The following is an 18,396-nucleotide window of genomic DNA, read 5'->3' as shown; positions in this document are numbered from 1 at the left end:
TAAAATGAAATTACTGATCATCTCATTATTGTTGTTTACAGGCAAGCCGGTTACATGGCTTGGTGATTTTAAGAAAGCGCAGACGGAAGCGGCAACGTCGCATAAGCTCATAGTAATAAATTTTTCCGGCTCTGATTGGTGCGGCCCTTGCATCCGGCTGCGGAAAGAGATTTTGGAATCCGAAAAATTTAATGATTTCGCTGCAGATAAACTTGTTTTGGTAAGGGCTGATTTTCCCCGCCAAAAGAAAAATCAACTCAGCAAAGAGCAGGTACAGTTAAATGAAGCGCTTGCAGATAAATACAATCCTGACGGTAAGTTCCCATTTACGCTGCTTGTTGACGAACATGGTAAGGTATTAAAAGAGTGGGACGGTTATCCAAATGAATCCGCTGAACAGTTTATTGACCAGATCAAAGCGTTTGTCCAATGACAGCCATTGACAGCGGGGCAACCGTACATCAACGTGTGCTGAAACTGATGGGTAACCGTTTTGAGATAAGCGTTGTAGGTAATGATGGGCAATGGGCCGCAAAGTGTATTGATTTGGCTGTAGCGGAGATAAGCCGCATAGAAAAATTACTAACTACGTTCAGTGACGATAGCCAAACCAACCAGATCAATGCCGCTGCCGGAATAAAGCCGGTAAAAATAGATCATGAGGTTTTTCAACTTATTCAGCGTTCGCTAAGAATATCCGAGCTTACGCAGGGAGCATTTGATATTACTTACGGATCAATTGATAAAAGCCTGTGGAATTTTGATGTAAATATGAAAAGTTTGCCTAATGCCGAAACCGCGCGAAATGCTGTACGACTGATCAATTATAAAAATGTGATCATGGATTCTGATCACATGACTGTGATGCTCAAAGAAAAAGGTATGCGTATAGGTTTTGGAGGAATTGGGAAGGGGTATGCAGCTGATCGGGCGAAAGCCATTTTACAGCAAAATGGAGTAAACAGCGGGATAGTAAATGCAGCCGGCGACCTGATTACCTGGGGAACACAACCTAATGGTAAGCCATGGACTATAGCAATAGCAGATCCGAATAAGCAGATGACGCCGTTTTCAACGCTCAATATAAGCGATATGGCTATTGCCACATCCGGTAACTATGAAAAGTACGCCGTGATAAATGGTAAAAAATATTCCCATACCATCGATCCTAAAACGGGTTTGCCGGTAAGCGGAATTAAAAGCGTAAGCATTATTTGTCCGAGCGCGGAGCTTGCCGACGCTATGGCCACACCCGTAACAGTAATGGGGATCAGCGTGGGGTTGGACCTGGTAAACCAGCTGCAGCAACTTGCCTGTGTGATCATCGACGACAATAACCGCCTTTATACCTCCAGTAATATTAATATTAAAAATTAGTACATGAAAAAAATACCCCTGATTAAATTAATGCTGGTAAGTAGCTTACCGGCGCTTGGCCTTACATCTTGCATGTCGGTAAAAGCATATCAGAAAAATCGCCTTAATGATGCGGAGATGGAGCTATCAGCCCGTAAATCGCAAAAGTTTGAGCAAAGTTTCCAATTGTACCGTGAAGGTGGTTCAGGAGCAAATGGCGGAAAGAGCGGCGGTGGCTGCGGATGTAATTAAAACGGCGGCCGGAAAATGAGGAAAATATATTTATGCGTTGCCGCTTTGTACTTAGGAATAGTTGCCTCGCATGCGCAAACTAAAGCCTTGCCCGTTAAGGATAGCAGCAATTACCAGGCACGTAAGCTTAAAATTGATGAAATTAACATCATATCTGCCTATTACCACCAGGATGGTAACAACTCGGCGGTTACAGGTGGTATCGGCACAGAAAAACTGACAGATTTTGCTAATACCTTCGATCTGCAATTATCCAAATATGGAATAGGAGGAAATAAACACACTTTTACTTTTGAATTAGGTGTTGACCATTATACTTCCGCTTCTTCAGATAAGATCGATCCTTATAGTATTTCTTCCGCATCCAGGCAGGACACCCGTGTATACCCCTCGCTAAATTGGACAGTATCCAACGATAAAACGGGAAACGCGTTTGGCTTAACCGGGTCTTATTCACATGAGTTTGATTACCAGTCTTTCGGTGGGGGTATCAACCTGACCAGGGTATCAAAAGATAAAAACACGCAGTTTGATTTTAAGGGACAAGTGTTTCTTGATACGTGGAAGGTTATATTGCCGGTTGAATTAAGGCCACCAGGATATGGGTCAGGATCAGAGAGGGACGGGCGGGGTAAGGTAGACCATAGCCCCCGCAATTCATTTAGTACCTCGTTTTCAATTTCGCAGGTGCTTACCACCCGTTTACAGGCTTTGTTCATTATCGAACCGTCCTATCAGCATGGGTTACTGGCAACAAAATATCAACGTGATTATTTTACCGATGGATCTGAAAGGGTTGAAAACCTGCCAGGTAGCCGTTATAAATTGCCAATTGCGGTAAGGTTCAATTATTTTCTGGATGATCATTTTGTGATCAGAACGTTTTACAGGTACTACATGGACAATTGGGGGATCCGGGCGCACACAGCCGAATTGGAGGTACCGATAAAGCTTACCTCTTTTGTATCGGTAAGTCCCTATTACCGGTATAATAATCAGCAGGGTACAAGGTACTTTGCACCTTATGGGCAACATGACCCAACCGCTGTGTATTATACCAGCGATTACGACCTGTCAACACTCCATAGTAGTTTTGTTGGTGCCAACATCAGGTTATCGCCGCCAACCGGTGTATTTGGATGGCAGCATTTCAATTCGCTGGAGATCAGGGCGGGACATTACATGCGCTCGACGGGTTTAAATTCAAATATTGTAACTTTAGCAATGAAGTTTAAATAAAGTCATATGCATCGTGAACATCATGTAACAAGTTCAGAAACCATCAGGGATATCGTTATCGGTATGTCTGATGGCTTAACCGTGCCTTTTGCGCTTGCAGCAGGGCTAAGTGGGGCGGTAAGTTCGTCGACCCTGGTGGTTACTGCGGGTATCGCCGAAATAGTAGCCGGATCTATTGCCATGGGGCTGGGCGGATATCTTGCCGGTCGAACGGAAGTTGACCATTATCAATCTGAGTTGAAGCGGGAATATGATGAGGTTGAGCGTGTGCCTGAACAGGAGAAGGCAGAAGTAAAGAAGGTATTTGCAGATTTCGGACTTTCAAATCATCTGCAGGACGAGATAGCAGATGAGCTGGCAAAAGACAAGACGCAGTGGGTTGAATTTATGATGCGTTATGAACTGGGCCTGGAGGAACCTAATGCAAACCGCGCTACCCAAAGTGCTATCACTATTGGTATTTCCTATATCGTAGGTGGCATCATCCCGCTTTCACCCTATATTATTATTCATGAGGCGCAAGAGGCACTTTATTACTCATGCGGGGTAACAATAATTTGCTTGTTCATTTTTGGCTATTTCAAAAGCAAAATGACCGGTCAGCCTGCGTTAAGCGGCGCGTTAAAAGTGGTAATTATTGGAGCTCTTGCTGCGGGGGCCGCGTTTATTATGGCAAAGCTGATTACCGGAAAATGATATTTAGTTATTATTACCACCGTTTATCATGTCTGAAACAATGCCTTTGTCATCTTTCCGCTCAGCCAAAAGTACGCCGGTCAAATGAACAAGTATAAACGCGATAATCAGGTACATACAAAAGCCGTGAACTTCTTTAACACTATGCCTGATAGCCTTAAATGGCGCTAACAGATTTTCAAATGCCAGGAATAAACCCGTTACTGCCATTATAATAAGCAAGATATAGAATGCTGCATAAACGGCTTTCACAATGAGCTCATGTTTGGCAAGTTCACGCTCTTTTCTTGTGGAATGAAACTGACTATAGAGGTCCTTTATCCGGCGGATGAATTTTTGATCGGTTACTTGAAAAAGTTCAAGGATGAGCCTGAACAGCAATAGCCCCGCTAATACATAACCAAACCAGGTATGTATGCTCCAAACACTATCCCCCAGCGCATGAGCAACTGAGCCCGATTGATCATCGGTTATGGTGGCGCCCTGGGTTTTCAGTTGCGTTTTAATTATGTTTGTTAAAGTTCTTCTGTCGGTAATAGTAGAATTGATCAAAACAGTAATTAATGAACCACTCATAACTATTGTGTTTGCCCAATGCCAAAAACGCAAGGGAGCTGAGTATACCCGGCGGGTGAGGGGCTGATGATCAGGTTGGATTATTGCCATGGTTGTTTTAACAAGAATCGGGTTATTTGTATCCTCATTTAAAATGTTTGTAAATTACCTGATGATTTTGAAGTAAGTCTGTAGTGTTGGTAATACTTCAGGTTCTCTTCAGTTTCAATTTTTAAATTTGATTAAAAAGCTTTGAAAATACTGGTAATAGAAGACGAGCAAGGTTTACGCGAAAACATCACGAGTTATTTGAATGTAGATGGTAACATTTGTGAAAGTTGCAATGCATTGACTCCCGCACTGCAAAAACTATCTGATTATGATTATGACTGTGTTTTGCTTGACATTGGCTTACCCGATGGCGAAGGGTTTGGTGTACTTGAATACTTAAGCACACAACAAAAAAGCGAAGCTGTTTTGATCATTTCTGCCCGCAACTCGCTCGATGATAAATTGAAGGGGCTCAACATAGGCGCAGACGATTACCTGACCAAGCCTTTTCATTTGGCCGAGCTTAAAGCCAGGCTGATGGCTGTTTATCGCAGGAAAGCGCTAAATACCAGCAGCAAGCTGGTTTTTAATGAAATTTCAATTGATATACAGGGACGTACTGTCGAGGTTAATAAAAATACGATAATATTGACCAGAAAAGAATATGAAATGTTACTGTACTTTATTGCCAATAAAGGTAAAGTAATTTCAAAAAATGCTATTGCAGAACACCTTTGGGGCGACGAGATGGACATGTATGATACTTTCGATTTCATTTATACCCATATTAAAAACCTCCGGCGGAAAATTCTGGATGCGGGAGGAAGAGATTATTTGACATCTATATACGGACTCGGCTATAAATTCACTGATTGATGAGGCTGTCAGAGCATTATACCAGGACGAGTTTTTATATTACCCTGGCTGTGTTAGTGATAGGAGCAGTGATTTACTACTTCGCTATAAATTACATTGGCACACAGCAACTTGATCGGGCGCTTCAACAACAGTTAACAGAGGCTGAAGAGTATATCAGGAGCAACAATGGCAATCCGCAGCAATATGACCTTGACCGCGATCACGCTGTATTTGTTAAAACTTACAGGCAACTGTTACAGAAGCGTTTTTTTGACACTATTTATTTAAACCCGGCAGAGCAGCGACGGGAAGCAGGTAGAGCCGTAGAAGACCTCGTAAAGTTAAAGAACAGCAACTATAAGGTTACAATTACTATTTCGAGGGTTGGGCAAAAAAACCTTATCGAACTCATTTCTACTATCACACTTGCATTACTTGCCGGTTTATTGACGGTACTCTTTATAACCAATAAATATCTGCTAAATGGCCTTTGGAAGCCTTTTCAGCTCACCCTTAAAGAGATCAAACAGTTCAATATCGCCGACGTTGATCAATTTACAGGTAAGCCAAGTAAGGTGGACGAGTTTACAGAACTTAATGAAGCCATACGGGAAATGTCTTTGAGGGTAACTCAGGATTATCTTAGCCTGAAACAATTTACAGAGAATGCATCACATGAAATGATGACACCCCTGGCTGTTGTAACCACCAAATTGGATACACTAATACAGGACGAAACATTGACTGCAGCGCAATTGGCGCAGATCGCAGATATTTACAGCTCAGTAAACAAGTCCAGTCGACTTAATCACTCATTATTACTGCTGGCTAAACTGGAAAATAAGCTGATCGTTGAAGAAGAGGCGATTGAACTCGATGTAATACTTGAAAGGAAAGTGCTCCAATTTCAGGAACTTATGCAAAATAAGAACCTTACTATCCGGTATAAGCTGCATCCGAAGCAGATATCGGCCAGTAAATACCTGATTGATATTTTACTAAATAATTTGTTTGGTAATGCAATCCGCCATAATGTGCCGGGTGGTGAAATTTTTATTGGTCTTGACCCAAACCAACTTTCGATAAAAAATACCGGTATTGCAAACGCGTTAAACGGCCAACAAATTTTTGAACGTTTTCACAAAAGCAAAGATTCACAAGGTGCCGGACTGGGATTAACACTGGTTAAAAATATTTGCCAGCACTACGGGTATGGCATCCAATACCAATATGACGCGGGAAAGCATACGTTTGTCATAACCTTTTAATTTCGTTTGTCACGTTTCTTATACATAAGCTTTAACTCCAATTTTACTTCAGATTGTCCCGATAGTTTTAACGCTATACTATTTGTATACAAGTTAAAACCGACTATTGATGAAATATTTATGTTTATTGATCTTAGTGTTTTACGCCCTGGAACTTAAGGCGCAAGATAATTATGAGATTCAGGTTTACGGTTCTGAAACCGTTGAAAAGGGTAAAACAATGTTTGAATTGCATAGCAATTATACATTAAACGGCAGTAAAACTGTAACCAGCGGAGAACTTCCTACCAACCATGTTGTACATGAAACGATAGAGATCACTCATGGTTGGACAACCTGGTTTGAAACAGGTTTTTATATCTTTAACTCTATTGGGGATGCGGGCCGGACGGCTTACGTCGGCTCTCACATCAGGCCCAGGGTTGCCGCTCCTTCAAGCTGGAACTGGCCCGTGGGGGTAAGTATATCTACAGAGTTTGGCTTCCAGAAAAGTGCGTTCTCGGCAAATACCTCCACGCTGGAAATCAGGCCAATCGTAGATAAAAAATGGAACAAGTTATATATATCCTTAAATCCTACCCTCGAGAAGAGTTTCAAGGGGCCCGATCAAAACCGTGGATTTACCTTTTCACCAAATGTTAAAGGGAGTTACGATGTAACAAAAGCCGTTGCCCTGGGCCTCGAATATTATGGTAGTACCGGGCCATTTTTTCACTACGACCCAATTAAACAACAAGATCACCAGTTGTTTGTAGCCACGGACCTCAACGTAGACCCTAAATGGGAGTTTAACGGAGGAATTGGCTATGGATTTACATCGAATTCGGACCGTGCCATTGTTAAAATAATTATTGGCAGAAGATTTTAGGTTTATTAAAATGTTCTGATAATTAATAGTGACCTGAATCATTTTTCGGACTGATCAGAAGCATTCAGTTTTTAATTCGCAATAGCTCAATTTGTTTAGAATTTTCTAACCTCTTTTAGCCCAAACTGATGGAAAGCAAAACTAATGATCAACTGAGTAATTTTTGGCAACTTTCTATTAATGATGCACTTAAACTCCTTGAAACTCAGGCAACAGGTATTGGCACTGCCGAAGCTAATAAAAGGCTTAATCAATATGGCGCCAATACGTTAAAAAAAGCTAATAAATTTAATAACCTGATCATATTATTTTCTCAGTTTAAAAGCCCGGTAACATTGTTGCTTATAGCTGCTGCTTTGCTTTCCGCAGCCCTGGGAGATACCGCCGACACATTAATCATTATGATCATTGTCCTGATCAGCAGCCTTCTTGGTTTCTGGCAGGAAAAAGGTGCAGCAAGTGCGGTAAGTGAACTGTTAAAGATGGTTCAGCTACACTGCACCGTGCTACGGGATAACAGGAAAACAGAGCTTGAGGTAACTGCTGTTGTACCTGGAGATGTGATTTGCCTTTCAGCGGGAGATATTATCCCTGCCGATGGCCTTGTTTTAGAATCTGAGGCTTTGTTTGTTGATGAAGCGGCATTTACCGGCGAATCTTACCCGGTAGAAAAAAATCCAGGAGTTGAAAGTGTTGACGCCCCCTTAGTCAGGCGCAACAATTGCCTGTTTATGGGTTCGAGCGTGGTAAGCGGTATTGGAAAGGCACTCATCGTGACAACAGGCCAGCAAACCGAATTTGGGAAAATATCAGATAAGCTGTCATTAAGAATTCCTGAAACTGATTTCGAAAAAGGGATAAGAAAATTTGGATATATGTTAATGGAGATCACGCTTTTGTTAGTGTTGGTGATCTTTGCCGTTAATGTGTTGTTGCATAAGCCGGCGCTTGATTCGTTTTTGTTTTCACTCGCGTTGGCCGTAGGGCTTACACCTCAATTGTTGCCCGCCATCATTAGCGTTAATCTTTCGGTTGGTGCCCGCAGGATGGCCAGCCAAAAGGTGATTGTAAAACGGCTGAGCGCTATTGAAAACTTTGGCAGCATGAATATCTTGTGTTCTGATAAGACAGGGACAATTACAGAAGGTAAAGTAACTTTAAAAGAGACACTTGATTTTAAAGGCGCACCCAGCGATAAAGTTTTTAAATATGCCTGGCTTAATGCCAGCTGCCAGCAAGGATTTGTCAACCCGATTGATAAAGCCATCTGTTCTGTCCACTATGAGGGAAATGAAGCGAAGGATTTTTCGGCGATTACAGAAGTGCCATATGATTTTGTGCGTAAACGGCTTACAGTACAGGTGAAAATCCCGGCAGCCAATATAGCCATCACGAAAGGTGCTGTGCGTCAGGTTCTTGATATTTGTAATCGGGTTGAAACATCGGCAGGTATTCTTGCGGATATAGGCGACCATAAAGAAGCGATTTTAGCTCAGTATCAGCTTTTAAGTGATTCGGGATTGCGCACGCTTGGAGTGTCATATAAGGAAGTTGGTCCTGATCAAATTTTCACCAGGGAAAATGAGCATGATATGGTTTTCCTTGGGTTTATAACATTATTTGACCCTCCGCGTGCCGGCATGTCTGAAACTATTAAAAAACTGCAACATCTCGGTGTCAGACTTAAGATTATTACAGGTGATAACGCACCGGTAGCCAGAAACCTGGCTAAACAGCTTGGGCTTTCATCCGCACAGGTCCTTACCGGTCAGGAAATACGTAATATGAGTAGTGCAGCATTGCGTCATAAGGCGCCCCTGACTCATATTTTTGCGGAGGTTGAGCCCAGCCAGAAAGAACGTATCATAAGTGTTTTAAAAAAAGCAGGAAACGTTGTTGGTTTTATGGGAGATGGTATTAATGACGCGCCGGCACTGCACACGGCCGACGTGGGTATATCAGTAAATTCGGCGGTTGATGTTGCAAAAGAGGCAGCTGATATTGTTTTATTAGATCAGGACCTAAATGTATTATGTGATGGGATTATAGAAGGCCGTAAAACATTTACAAATACCATGAAGTATATTTTTATGGCTACCAGTGCAAATTTTGGTAATATGTTTAGTATGGCCGGTGCATCGTTATTTTTGCCCTTTTTGCCTTTGTTGCCAAAGCAGATATTGCTTACCAACCTGTTGACCGATTTTCCTGAAATGACCATATCTTCAGACAGGGTTGATGATATTAATCTTAAAACGCCGCAACGGTGGGACCTCGGTTTTATTAAACGATTTATGATCGTTTTCGGTTTATTGAGTTCCGTTTTTGATTATTTGACATTTGCCGTGCTCATTTTTATTTTGCATGCTAATCAAAGAGTTTTTCAAACAGGGTGGTTCACCGAGTCTGTGGTTTCTGCAGTTTTAATTGTTTTAGTAGTACGTACCCGACTGTCATTTTTTAAAAGCCTTCCCGGCAAATATTTATCGATAACTACCATCGCAATATTGCTATTGGTGTTAATGATTCCATATTCGCCATTGGCGTCAATATTTGGTTTCGTACCACTGTCCTGGAAATATTATATGTTGATGCTTGCAACTGTTACTGCATATATTCTATCGGCCGAACTTGCCAAGAGATGGTTTTATAAAAAAATTAAATAACCTCTTTGTCCGACGTACATAGTAATAGCTGTCTGCAAATCGCTATCATAGCTTAAGATGATATTGTACCTGTATATGGTTATGTGTATTTTAAATTCTATTTCGCATTTAATATCAGCAACGGAATATTAATGTTTTTAGCCATTTCAAGGGCTACCATGAAAAAGTCGTTTTATAAGGCCTGCAAAATGTATGAGGAAAATCACGTAAATCGTTGATTTACATCAAGTGGATAAAATATGCCTATGCCTAATTTTGCTATCGTACTTCCATTATTAACCTGAAAACACAGCCTATGAAAACGATCCTGGTAATTGATGATGGTTCTGCGTCCGCTACAAATGCCACGCATCTTGCCTTCAATATAGCAAAGCACATTGGAGCGAATTTAGTTTTGGCCCGGATATATCCGGTAAAACAGCCATCGTTTTCTAAAGCATTGCAATTGGCGGGGCACGTTGCCGCAGATGGTTGCATACCCGGTCCGTTACGGGGCCAACCGGCCAATTTGCCTGTAAAAGAAGGGGAGCATATGCCGCTAATTAAAGAACTTGAAGTATCAAGTGATACGGAAGCGCAATTGGTTACTTACATCAATAAAAATTGCGTTTGGATGGTTATAAAAGGGTTGCCGGAATCGGCACCATTTAATCGGGACGTTAAGGTGCAGGCGGTTTTAAACCGGATATCTTGCCCGGTGATGCTTGTTCCTGTGAAGTTTGATGGTGGTTTTGAGCGCTTGGTTTACACCGCTGATTTACGATATTGCCGGTTAAATGTTTTGAAACATCTTGCTTCTTTGGCCCAGGCCTTTCAGGCAGATCTGTTACTCGCTCATATTTCGGCAAAAGGTTTGCCCCATTTAGAACAAAATTACGCGCTAACACTCTTTAGCGACGAGATAAGTAAAAAAATCGGCTATGAGAGGCTGTTTTTTAGTAATACAAAAGAACGTAATATGTCACGGGCTGTTGATGTTATGATACATAATATGCATGCCGATCTGCTGGCGGTTGTACATCACCGATTTCATTGTGAGCAGTTGAGAACCGAGGGGAGCGATATTTCCATTCCTGTGCAAGTAGGCATCCCGGTGCTTGTCTTTCCATATTGAGTTTACAAAGTTGAAATTGTTTTGAGTGTTCAGGATCAATTGGATAAATGACCGTCGTCACTAATTTAACCTACCAGGCATTGCAATTTTACGTCATAAAAACGATATTATGAAAATAGTTGAAATAAGCTTTGCCGCCAGTAAACAAACCCTTATTTGGCTGTTTGTTTTGTGCATTTTTTTTATGCCGGTAGAAGCCATATCAAAAAGCTATGCACCAGGAAAAAACATTATTCGCAATACAACTGATACTTCGATCACAGCACAGATCGCCGGGCAATTAAATGATAAGGCATTGAATAATGGCTTGTATTTTCCTGTTTCAGCTAAGCGGTTTTACGAAAAACGGGCTTTTGCTCCGGTATGGACAGTGGAACAAAAAGATCAAAATAAAACATGGGCTGCCATGCTCCTGATTGATTGTGTGTTGCAATTTGGTTTAAGGCACGAAGATTATCATCCTAAAGAGCTGCAGTATACCACCTTGCACACCATACTCGAACAACCCGGTAAAGTAAGCAACAAGCAAAAGGCCCGGTTTGAGATATTCCTCACCGACGCTATGCTCGCTTTTATGAATAACCTGCATTTCGGCAAACTGAACCCATATTATCCGCCTGCGAAAATTGATAGGGCAACCATTAACGGCTTTAACAGCGAAGAAATATTAACTAATGCGCTCAAATTACCTGCTTTTATGGATGCAGTAGTAAAAGTGCAACCTTTAAACAAAGAGTACGCAATATTTCAACATCAGTTACATTTGATTAAAGGGCTTTATGAGGGAGACTGCTATGAAACGCCGGAAGCCGATGTGAGAAAAATTGCTGTGAATATGGAGCGGTTACGGTGGGCCGAAATAAACGATAGTACTTATATCCAGATTAATATTCCAACTTATACATTAAAATTAGTCCTGCCGGATACAACGTTTAATTTCAAAATAGTTGTAGGGGCTCGTGCTACACCAACACCCTTAATGGTAAGTACGCTTACAGATTTTGTTACCGGAACAGGCGCTGTAAATCCCAAAACTAATCAGAGAGACAAAATGATTCCGTATAATCTGTTTTTTAAACAAAAAACAGGCAATCAAAAAAATGGTACTTACATCTATTTCATGCCCGGCAATAAGGCAGGTATAGAGTTGTTGGGTTTATCTGATAAGAATTTATTCAGGAAGCAAAAAAGAGCGACGAGTAACGGGGCGATAAGAATTGAGCGGGGAGAAGAACTTGCCAAATTGTTATTAACTACAGCCGGAAATAAAACAGACATAAAATCCATGCACCGGGCCCTGATGGATCGGGAAATTAAAGTTTTTCAACTTAAAAAGCCCGTCCCAATCAGGATCACCTATATCACTACCGCTATTGCGGATGGCCAGATTGTAAAATATGAAGATATATATAACCTTGACAGCAAGGTCGAAAATCAGCTTTATGGCCTTAAACCCGTCAATAAAACAAAGTGAGCGGTTTTAATTATGATTTTGAAAAATTATGAAAACGATTTTAGTTCCAACAGATTTTTCGGCGCAGGCAAAAAATGCGGCAAGTTATGCTGTAAATATTGCTCAAAATATAAGGGCAGGCGTAATATTATGCCAATTATAATTAGTGATGTCTAAAGAGAGCAATAAATCTGAGATCGCATTCCTGGAGGGCCCCCATTCGCGATTTAAGGAGCTAAGTTTTACGTTCGAAACAATGTGGGAATTTATAAAAGGATTCCGTGCATTACATTTTATTGGCCCCTGTATTACGGTATTTGGTTCGGCCAGATTTAAGGAAAACCATCCTTATTATGAACTGACCCGGAAAGCTGCTGCCGAATTTGCGAAACTCGGTTTTACAATTATGACAGGGGGAGGGCCTGGACTTATGGAAGCGGCTAATAGGGGCGCTAAGGATGTTGGCGGCCGGTCTGTTGCCTGTAATATCCAGCTTCCTGTAGAGCAGAAGCCTAACCAATACCTCGATAAATGGGTTTACATGAAACATTTTTTTGTAAGGAAGGTGTTATTGGTCAAATACTCTTTTGCCTTTGTTGTTATGCCTGGGGGATATGGTACAATGGACGAATATTTTGAAGCGCTAACCCTGATCCAAACACACAAGATAAAAGACTTCCCGGTGATTATTTTCGGTAAAGAATACTATAGCAAACTTGTTGAACATATCGATCTCATGAAGGCTAATGGAACAATAGGGCCTGGTGATATGAAGTTGTATTTGATAACTGATGATATAGAAGAAGCCGTTAGTTTAATTTCCGAAAAGTGCATCAAAACGTTTGGGCTAAAGCCGGCAAAACCAATCACTCCTATAAAGTGGCTTTTGGAACGCATCTAATAGTTTATTATCAATATCGCTATCAATATGAATGATCTGAATTTCCCTAAAAGCCGTTATACAGCATGTGATAGATGGTATTATTATCATTGATAAAACCGGAGAGGTCATTTATACCAATCCAGCAGCTGACGAATCGTTTGGATACAAGCCTCAAAGATGGCGCCTTTTTCGAAATGAAATTTCCGGTTGAATAAACCGCTTCATGTAACTGATACTAATGGTCCATTCAAAGTATGGGTTGAACCCATTTTTGAATGGACCGTTTTTAATAAATTGAACCGGGTTTAAATAATAGTCGGGAAAATGAACAGCGGCAATTTTAGGTCGCTAAGAGCTTCTTTGGTAGTGCTATGTTCAAAATAGCGTCTGAAAAAAGAATGTTGGTGATGAACTACCGCGAGGAGATCAGGTTTTTCTTCAGCGCAATGACGGTGTAGCCGGTCCGCAACTTCGCGGCCTCCGAGGTCCTTAAACGAAATACGGTCGTACCCGAATTTGGCAATATGTTTTTGGAAAGCTTCTTCCTTTTCAATTTGCTGTTTCTTATCTTTTACCGGCTGGTTTACATGTACTACTTCAATACTGAACTTAAAGATCTTTCCCAGGCCAATTAAGAAATGGAGTGGCGCAATATCCGCTTCATCGAAGGTAGTAGCGAACACTACCTTTTTAATATCGGTAACACTGGTACTGGCTGGTACCACCAACACCGGGCGTTGTGTATGTTGAATTATTTTATTGGTTTCGCTGCCGAAAAACAAGTGTTCGATAGAGGTACCTGATGGGGCCCCCATCGTTATAAACACAATTTGGTTTTCATCAAGTATTTGTTTGAGATTATCTTTCAGGTTACCGTCACCGCTTAAGCCTTTAAGTGTTGGCTTTCGTTCGGTTTTATCAATCCCATCTGCAATGTATTGCAGCGTATTTAATTGATGATCAAGTTTTTTCTTTATTTCGGCAGTGGCTAAAAAAAACTCTTCTTCTACGTAGGGGCCTCCTGAAAAAGTGGACGCTACCGCTATGGTTTCATAGTTATGATACAAAAGTACGTTGGCATGCAATTTACCTGCCAGTAGTACAGCCAAATTTGCAGCGTTTGATGAATTATCGGAAAAATCGGTGAGTGCGAGGATAGTTTTCATGATAATGGATTGAATTTTTAAGTAACTGATTTGATTACACAAATATTCACGTCTCAGTCCTTATTATAAATGACCATGGTCATAACTGAACTTGACTTTAAACATGAATGGTTAAATACAGCCTTGCATTTAATGCCCACAATCATAGCTCTTGGTGAGCACGGTCATGTGAATTTGAATGATCCATTCCGAATTTTGAACCATAAACTTAAATATACAACGCTATGTCAACATTAGTAAAATCAAACAATATCCCCTCATTGCGTTCAATGATGGAGGATTTCTGGAACAACGACAATTTCTTTAATCATACTTTCTTTAATCGGGAGCTATTGCCGGCGGTAAACATCCGTGATAAGAAAGAGAATTATGAACTTGAAGTTGCCGCCCCGGGTTTCAAGAAAGATGATTTCAATATCGGTATTGAAAATGGTTTGCTGACTATCAGCGCCGAAACCAGCGAGGAACATAATGAGGAAAAAGAGAGTTACACCCGCAAAGAATTTTCAAGCAGTTCCTTTACCCGAAGCTTCAATTTACCCGAAGATGTGGATGATGACCACATTAAAGCAAATTACAAGAACGGGTTGCTGACTATTGATATTCGTAAAACAACCCCTGCTGTTGCAGAGAAAAAGAAAATTAACATTGACTGATCAACCGCGTTGCGCCTGTACTTTGATTGTACAGGTGCAACTTCTTCTTTGATCAAACGCCGCAAAAAATATCAAACTATGGAAGCTGTAGTTTATAACAGGGTAATTGTCCCGTCCAGATATTGGATATTGATGCTGTTATCTGGTATCCTGCTTTGTGTTCTTGGGTTTTGGGTGATTCTATCGCCGCTGCAGTCGTATCTTTCACTTAGTATTACGTTTGCCGCAGGAATGATGATGACCGGCCTTTTTGAAACTGTTTTTGCAATGATAAGTATCCGGCATATTGAGCGCTGGGGGTGGCTGCTGGCAAGCGGGTTGATTGATTTAGCTATAGGTAGTTATTTGTTTACCTACCCAACAATAACCATGATGTTGCTTCCGATTATTGTTGGATTTTGGTTGCTTGTAAGAGGCATAATGGGTATAGGAAGCGCGCTTGATATGCGTGCTTACGGTATCGGGAGTTGGGGCTGGATCATGTTTAATAGCTTGGTTATCATTTTCTTTTCAGTTGGCATTCTTGCTTATCCTGCTTTTGGTATCGCTAACCTGATCGTATGGACTGGAATGGCGTTTTTGGGAGCAGGTATTTTCAGAGTGGTTATTTCTTTTAAGGTTAGGCATATCATCAGTCTTTCTTCGGGTAAATCCAAAGGTTAACTAAATGCTGTTACTCATCGGAATTAGTGATGGCGGTCATGTTTTGAGAATCCCAGTCATTCGATATTTGTTGATAATGTTAAATCCCTGAATAATGAATCTTAACCAAAATAAGAATATATCTGTAAATTATTCAGGGGTAAACGTCTATATTATACCAACTGATGAGGAACTGATGATGGCGCAGATCGTGAATGAAATAAACCGCATTTTAAATTATTTAAAGCAATTAAAATGACAATGATAACTGATATCACATCAATCGATAACGCGCCGTTAACCGGTGAATGTTTGGAAAAATTAGATGCTTATTGGCGCGCAGCTAATTATTTGTCTGTCGGCCAGCTTTATCTTTGCGATAATCCGCTTTTGGAAGAGCCGTTAAAAATAGAACATCTCAAGAAAATGCAGTTAGGCCACTGGGGTACCACCCCCGGGCAGAATTTTATTTATACGCACCTTAACCGGATCATTAACAGATATGATTTAAATATGCTTTATATTTCAGGACCCGGGCACGGCGGACCTGCAGTAGCAGCAGGTACATACCTGGAAGGGACCTACAGCGAAGTTTATCCGGAAGTTAGCCAGGACCGCGCGGGGATGAAAAATTTGTTTAAACGGTTCTCATTTCCAGGTGGTGTATCCAGTCATGCCTCGCCCCAAACACCGGGGTCAATGCATGAAGGGGGCGAACTTGGATACTCGTTAAGCCATGCATTTGGCGCTGTGCTGGATAATCCGGACCTCATTGCTGCTTGTGTTGTGGGCGATGGAGAAGCCGAAACCGGTCCGCTGGCAACTGCCTGGCATTCTAATAAGTTCCTGAACCCGATTACCGATGGCGCTGTATTACCAATTTTGCATTTGAACGGCTATAAGATTTCAAATCCAACGGTTTTGGCCCGCATTCCCCACATCGAGCTCGAACAATTATTTCATGGTTATGGCTACTTTCCTTTATTTGTCGAAGGTTCGGACCCTGCAATTATGCACCAGGCTATGGCTGCGGCCTTAGAGCAAGCAGTACACTTTCTAAAGCAAATAAAATACAATGCCATAGAGCATCCAGGGCAGGAGCGACCAAAATGGCCAATGATCATATTAAATTCACCAAAAGGATGGACCGGGCCAAAGGTTGTTGATGGAAAGCAGATAGAGGGCACATTTCGCTCTCATCAAATACCGCTTACCGTTTCTGAGTCAAGCCCGGAGAGTCATTTGCAAATGCTCGAAAGCTGGATGAAGAGTTACCGGCCCGGAGAGTTATTCGATACTAACGGTTGCTTAAAGAAGGAAATTGCGGAAATAGCACCAAAAGGCAATCGAAGGATGGGAGCAAATGCGCACACAAATGGGGGCCTTTTGCTTAGAGAGTTGGTGCTTCCTGATTTTCAGAAATATGCAGTTAATGTTGATCATCCGGGTATCACAGGCGAAGGTGATGTGCACGTCACCGGTCGTTTCTTACGGGATGTAATATCTCTTAATCCTCAAAATTTCAGAGTTTTCGGTCCCGATGAGACTGTCTCAAATAAGTTAGAGGCAATTTTTGAAACTACCAGCCGTCAGTGGAACGCTGATATTAATGTAAATGATGAATACCTTGCCCCAGAGGGGAGGGTAATGGAGATGCTCAGCGAACATCAGTGCGAAGGTTGGCTCGAAGGGTATTTGCTAACCGGCAGGCACGGGCTATTCAATTGTTATGAGGCATTTATACATATCGTCGATTCGATGTTTAACCAGCACGCCAAATGGTTGAAAATGACGCGGGAGATACCATGGCGGAGAAAGATAGCATCCCTGAATATCCTGCTTACTTCAACCGTTTGGCGCCAGGACCATAACGGTTTTACCCATCAGGACCCGGGATTCATTGATCACGTCATTAATAAAAAATCAGAAATTGTGAGGGTTTACCTGCCACCGGATTCTAACTGCCTTTTGTCGGTTATGGCTCATTGCCTGGGCAGTAAACATTATGTAAATGTTATGGTAGCAGGGAAGCATCCTTCTCCTCAATGGTTAAGTATGGATGAGGCTGTGGTTCATTGTTCAAGAGGCATTGGGGTATGGGACTGGGCAAGTAATGATCAGGACTGTGAGCCGGATATTGTGATGGCCTGTTGCGGTGATGTGCCTACATTAGAAACGCTGGCTGCTGTATCCATATTACGTGAACATTTTCCTGATTTAAAGATAAGGGTTGTAAACGTTGTCGACTTGCTAAAGCTGGAAAGGCAATCCAGCCATCCACATGGCTTGAACGACCATGATTTTGATGCACTTTTTACTGTCAATAAACCCGTGATCTTCGCTTTTCATGGCTATCCATGGCTTATTCACAGGCTTACTTATAATAGGACCAATAATAACAATATTCATGTAAGAGGTTACAAAGAAGAAGGCACAATAACGACATCCTTTGACATGACCGTGCTTAACGAAATGGATAGGTTTCATCTCGTAATGGACGTAATCGATCGATTGCCGGATTTGGGCAGTAAAGGTTTATATCTCAAACAAAACCTAATGGACAAATTGGTTGAGCACAAACAATACATCAATGTTAATGGTGAGGATATGCCCGAAATCAGAAATTGGCGGTGGAAAGCTTGAAAGGTGAAATTTTCGAAAGCCAGAAGTTGC

Annotated in this window: 19 protein-coding genes; 17 read left to right on the top strand and 2 right to left on the bottom strand. The window is 41.5% G+C overall.

Annotation, left to right across the window (positions count from 1 at the left end; translation table 11 throughout):
• Positions 1-4: 4 nt before the first annotated feature.
• Genes BLP33_RS07410 through BLP33_RS07390 form a run of 5 tightly spaced genes read left to right on the top strand, consistent with a single transcriptional unit; the run spans position 5 to position 3,543 of the window.
• The gene (locus BLP33_RS07410; RefSeq protein ID WP_090526064.1) at positions 5-433 is read left to right on the top strand and encodes a thioredoxin family protein; all 429 of its coding nucleotides are present in this window, start codon (positions 5-7) and stop codon (positions 431-433) included.
• Positions 430-1,377 (top strand): FAD:protein FMN transferase, encoded by a 948-nt coding sequence (locus BLP33_RS07405; protein ID WP_090526063.1) that lies wholly within the window; start codon positions 430-432, stop codon positions 1,375-1,377. The genes BLP33_RS07410 and BLP33_RS07405 overlap by 4 nt, the downstream gene beginning before the upstream one ends.
• A gap of 3 nt (positions 1,378-1,380) precedes the next feature.
• Positions 1,381-1,608 (top strand): DUF4266 domain-containing protein, encoded by a 228-nt coding sequence (locus tag BLP33_RS07400; RefSeq protein WP_090526062.1) that lies wholly within the window; start codon positions 1,381-1,383, stop codon positions 1,606-1,608.
• Positions 1,609-1,623: 15 nt separating this feature from the next.
• A complete protein-coding gene (locus tag BLP33_RS07395; RefSeq protein ID WP_090526061.1) occupies positions 1,624-2,847 on the top strand; it encodes a DUF3570 domain-containing protein in 1,224 nt (407 codons plus the stop codon).
• Positions 2,848-2,853: 6 nt separating this feature from the next.
• Positions 2,854-3,543 (top strand): VIT1/CCC1 transporter family protein, encoded by a 690-nt coding sequence (locus tag BLP33_RS07390; RefSeq protein ID WP_090526060.1) that lies wholly within the window; start codon positions 2,854-2,856, stop codon positions 3,541-3,543.
• A 3-nt stretch (positions 3,544-3,546) separates the two neighbouring features.
• On the opposite strand, the gene BLP33_RS07385 is transcribed toward BLP33_RS07390, so the two are convergent.
• Complete coding sequence (locus BLP33_RS07385) at positions 3,547-4,209, bottom strand: cytochrome b/b6 domain-containing protein (RefSeq protein ID WP_090526059.1); 663 nt, start codon at positions 4,207-4,209, stop codon at positions 3,547-3,549.
• Between the two features lie 141 nt (positions 4,210-4,350).
• On the opposite strand from BLP33_RS07385, the gene BLP33_RS07380 reads away from it, so the two are divergent.
• The 9 genes from BLP33_RS07380 (at position 4,351) to BLP33_RS27840 (ending at position 13,470) form a co-directional block, all read left to right on the top strand.
• Positions 4,351-5,025 carry a response regulator transcription factor gene (locus tag BLP33_RS07380; protein ID WP_090526058.1) on the top strand — a complete coding sequence of 225 codons (675 nt, stop codon included), beginning with the start codon at positions 4,351-4,353 and terminating at the stop codon, positions 5,023-5,025.
• Entirely contained in the window at positions 5,025-6,275 is a 1,251-nt protein-coding gene (locus BLP33_RS07375; protein ID WP_139159950.1) for a sensor histidine kinase, read from the top strand. Before BLP33_RS07380 ends, BLP33_RS07375 begins: the two co-directional genes overlap by 1 nt.
• Positions 6,276-6,384: 109 nt before the next feature.
• Positions 6,385-7,143: a hypothetical protein gene (locus BLP33_RS07370; RefSeq protein ID WP_090526056.1), complete on the top strand. Its 759-nt coding sequence runs from the start codon at positions 6,385-6,387 to the stop codon at positions 7,141-7,143.
• Positions 7,144-7,271: 128 nt separating this feature from the next.
• Positions 7,272-9,809: a magnesium-translocating P-type ATPase gene (mgtA, locus tag BLP33_RS07365; RefSeq protein WP_090526055.1), complete on the top strand. Its 2,538-nt coding sequence runs from the start codon at positions 7,272-7,274 to the stop codon at positions 9,807-9,809.
• Positions 9,810-10,104: 295 nt separating this feature from the next.
• The gene (locus BLP33_RS07360; RefSeq protein WP_090526054.1) at positions 10,105-10,923 is read left to right on the top strand and encodes a universal stress protein; all 819 of its coding nucleotides are present in this window, start codon (positions 10,105-10,107) and stop codon (positions 10,921-10,923) included.
• A 109-nt stretch (positions 10,924-11,032) separates the two neighbouring features.
• The gene (locus BLP33_RS07355) at positions 11,033-12,397 is read left to right on the top strand and encodes a L,D-transpeptidase scaffold domain-containing protein (RefSeq protein WP_090526053.1); all 1,365 of its coding nucleotides are present in this window, start codon (positions 11,033-11,035) and stop codon (positions 12,395-12,397) included.
• A 28-nt stretch (positions 12,398-12,425) separates the two neighbouring features.
• Positions 12,426-12,539, top strand: a complete 114-nt coding sequence (locus BLP33_RS07350; protein ID WP_090526052.1) for a universal stress protein — start codon at positions 12,426-12,428, stop codon at positions 12,537-12,539.
• A gap of 93 nt (positions 12,540-12,632) precedes the next feature.
• The gene (locus BLP33_RS07345) at positions 12,633-13,277 is read left to right on the top strand and encodes an LOG family protein (RefSeq protein WP_254780076.1); all 645 of its coding nucleotides are present in this window, start codon (positions 12,633-12,635) and stop codon (positions 13,275-13,277) included.
• Between the two features lie 40 nt (positions 13,278-13,317).
• Positions 13,318-13,470, top strand: a complete 153-nt coding sequence (locus tag BLP33_RS27840; RefSeq protein WP_090526050.1) for a PAS domain-containing protein — start codon at positions 13,318-13,320, stop codon at positions 13,468-13,470.
• Between the two features lie 94 nt (positions 13,471-13,564).
• Here BLP33_RS27840 and BLP33_RS07335 read toward each other — a convergent pair whose 3' ends face one another.
• Complete coding sequence (locus tag BLP33_RS07335) at positions 13,565-14,425, bottom strand: universal stress protein (protein WP_090526049.1); 861 nt, start codon at positions 14,423-14,425, stop codon at positions 13,565-13,567.
• Positions 14,426-14,649: 224 nt separating this feature from the next.
• On the opposite strand from BLP33_RS07335, the gene BLP33_RS07330 reads away from it, so the two are divergent.
• From BLP33_RS07330 to BLP33_RS07320, 3 genes are all read left to right on the top strand, one after another.
• The gene (locus BLP33_RS07330) at positions 14,650-15,081 is read left to right on the top strand and encodes an Hsp20/alpha crystallin family protein (protein ID WP_090526048.1); all 432 of its coding nucleotides are present in this window, start codon (positions 14,650-14,652) and stop codon (positions 15,079-15,081) included.
• 78 nt (positions 15,082-15,159) lie between these two features.
• Positions 15,160-15,744, top strand: coding sequence for an HdeD family acid-resistance protein (locus BLP33_RS07325; protein ID WP_139159949.1), 585 nt, complete (start codon positions 15,160-15,162; stop codon positions 15,742-15,744).
• Positions 15,745-15,978: 234 nt separating this feature from the next.
• On the top strand, positions 15,979-18,366 hold the full coding sequence (locus BLP33_RS07320; protein WP_175489960.1) for a phosphoketolase family protein: 2,388 nt from the start codon (positions 15,979-15,981) through the stop codon (positions 18,364-18,366).
• Positions 18,367-18,396 lie beyond the last annotated feature (30 nt).

The sequence above is a fragment of the Mucilaginibacter sp. NFR10 genome, assembly GCF_900100445.1.
In the GTDB taxonomy this organism is placed as follows: Bacteria; Bacteroidota; Bacteroidia; order Sphingobacteriales; family Sphingobacteriaceae; genus Mucilaginibacter; species Mucilaginibacter rubeus.
Note: the sequence above shows the minus strand (reverse complement) of the source record. Positions and strands in the feature narration are given on the sequence as shown.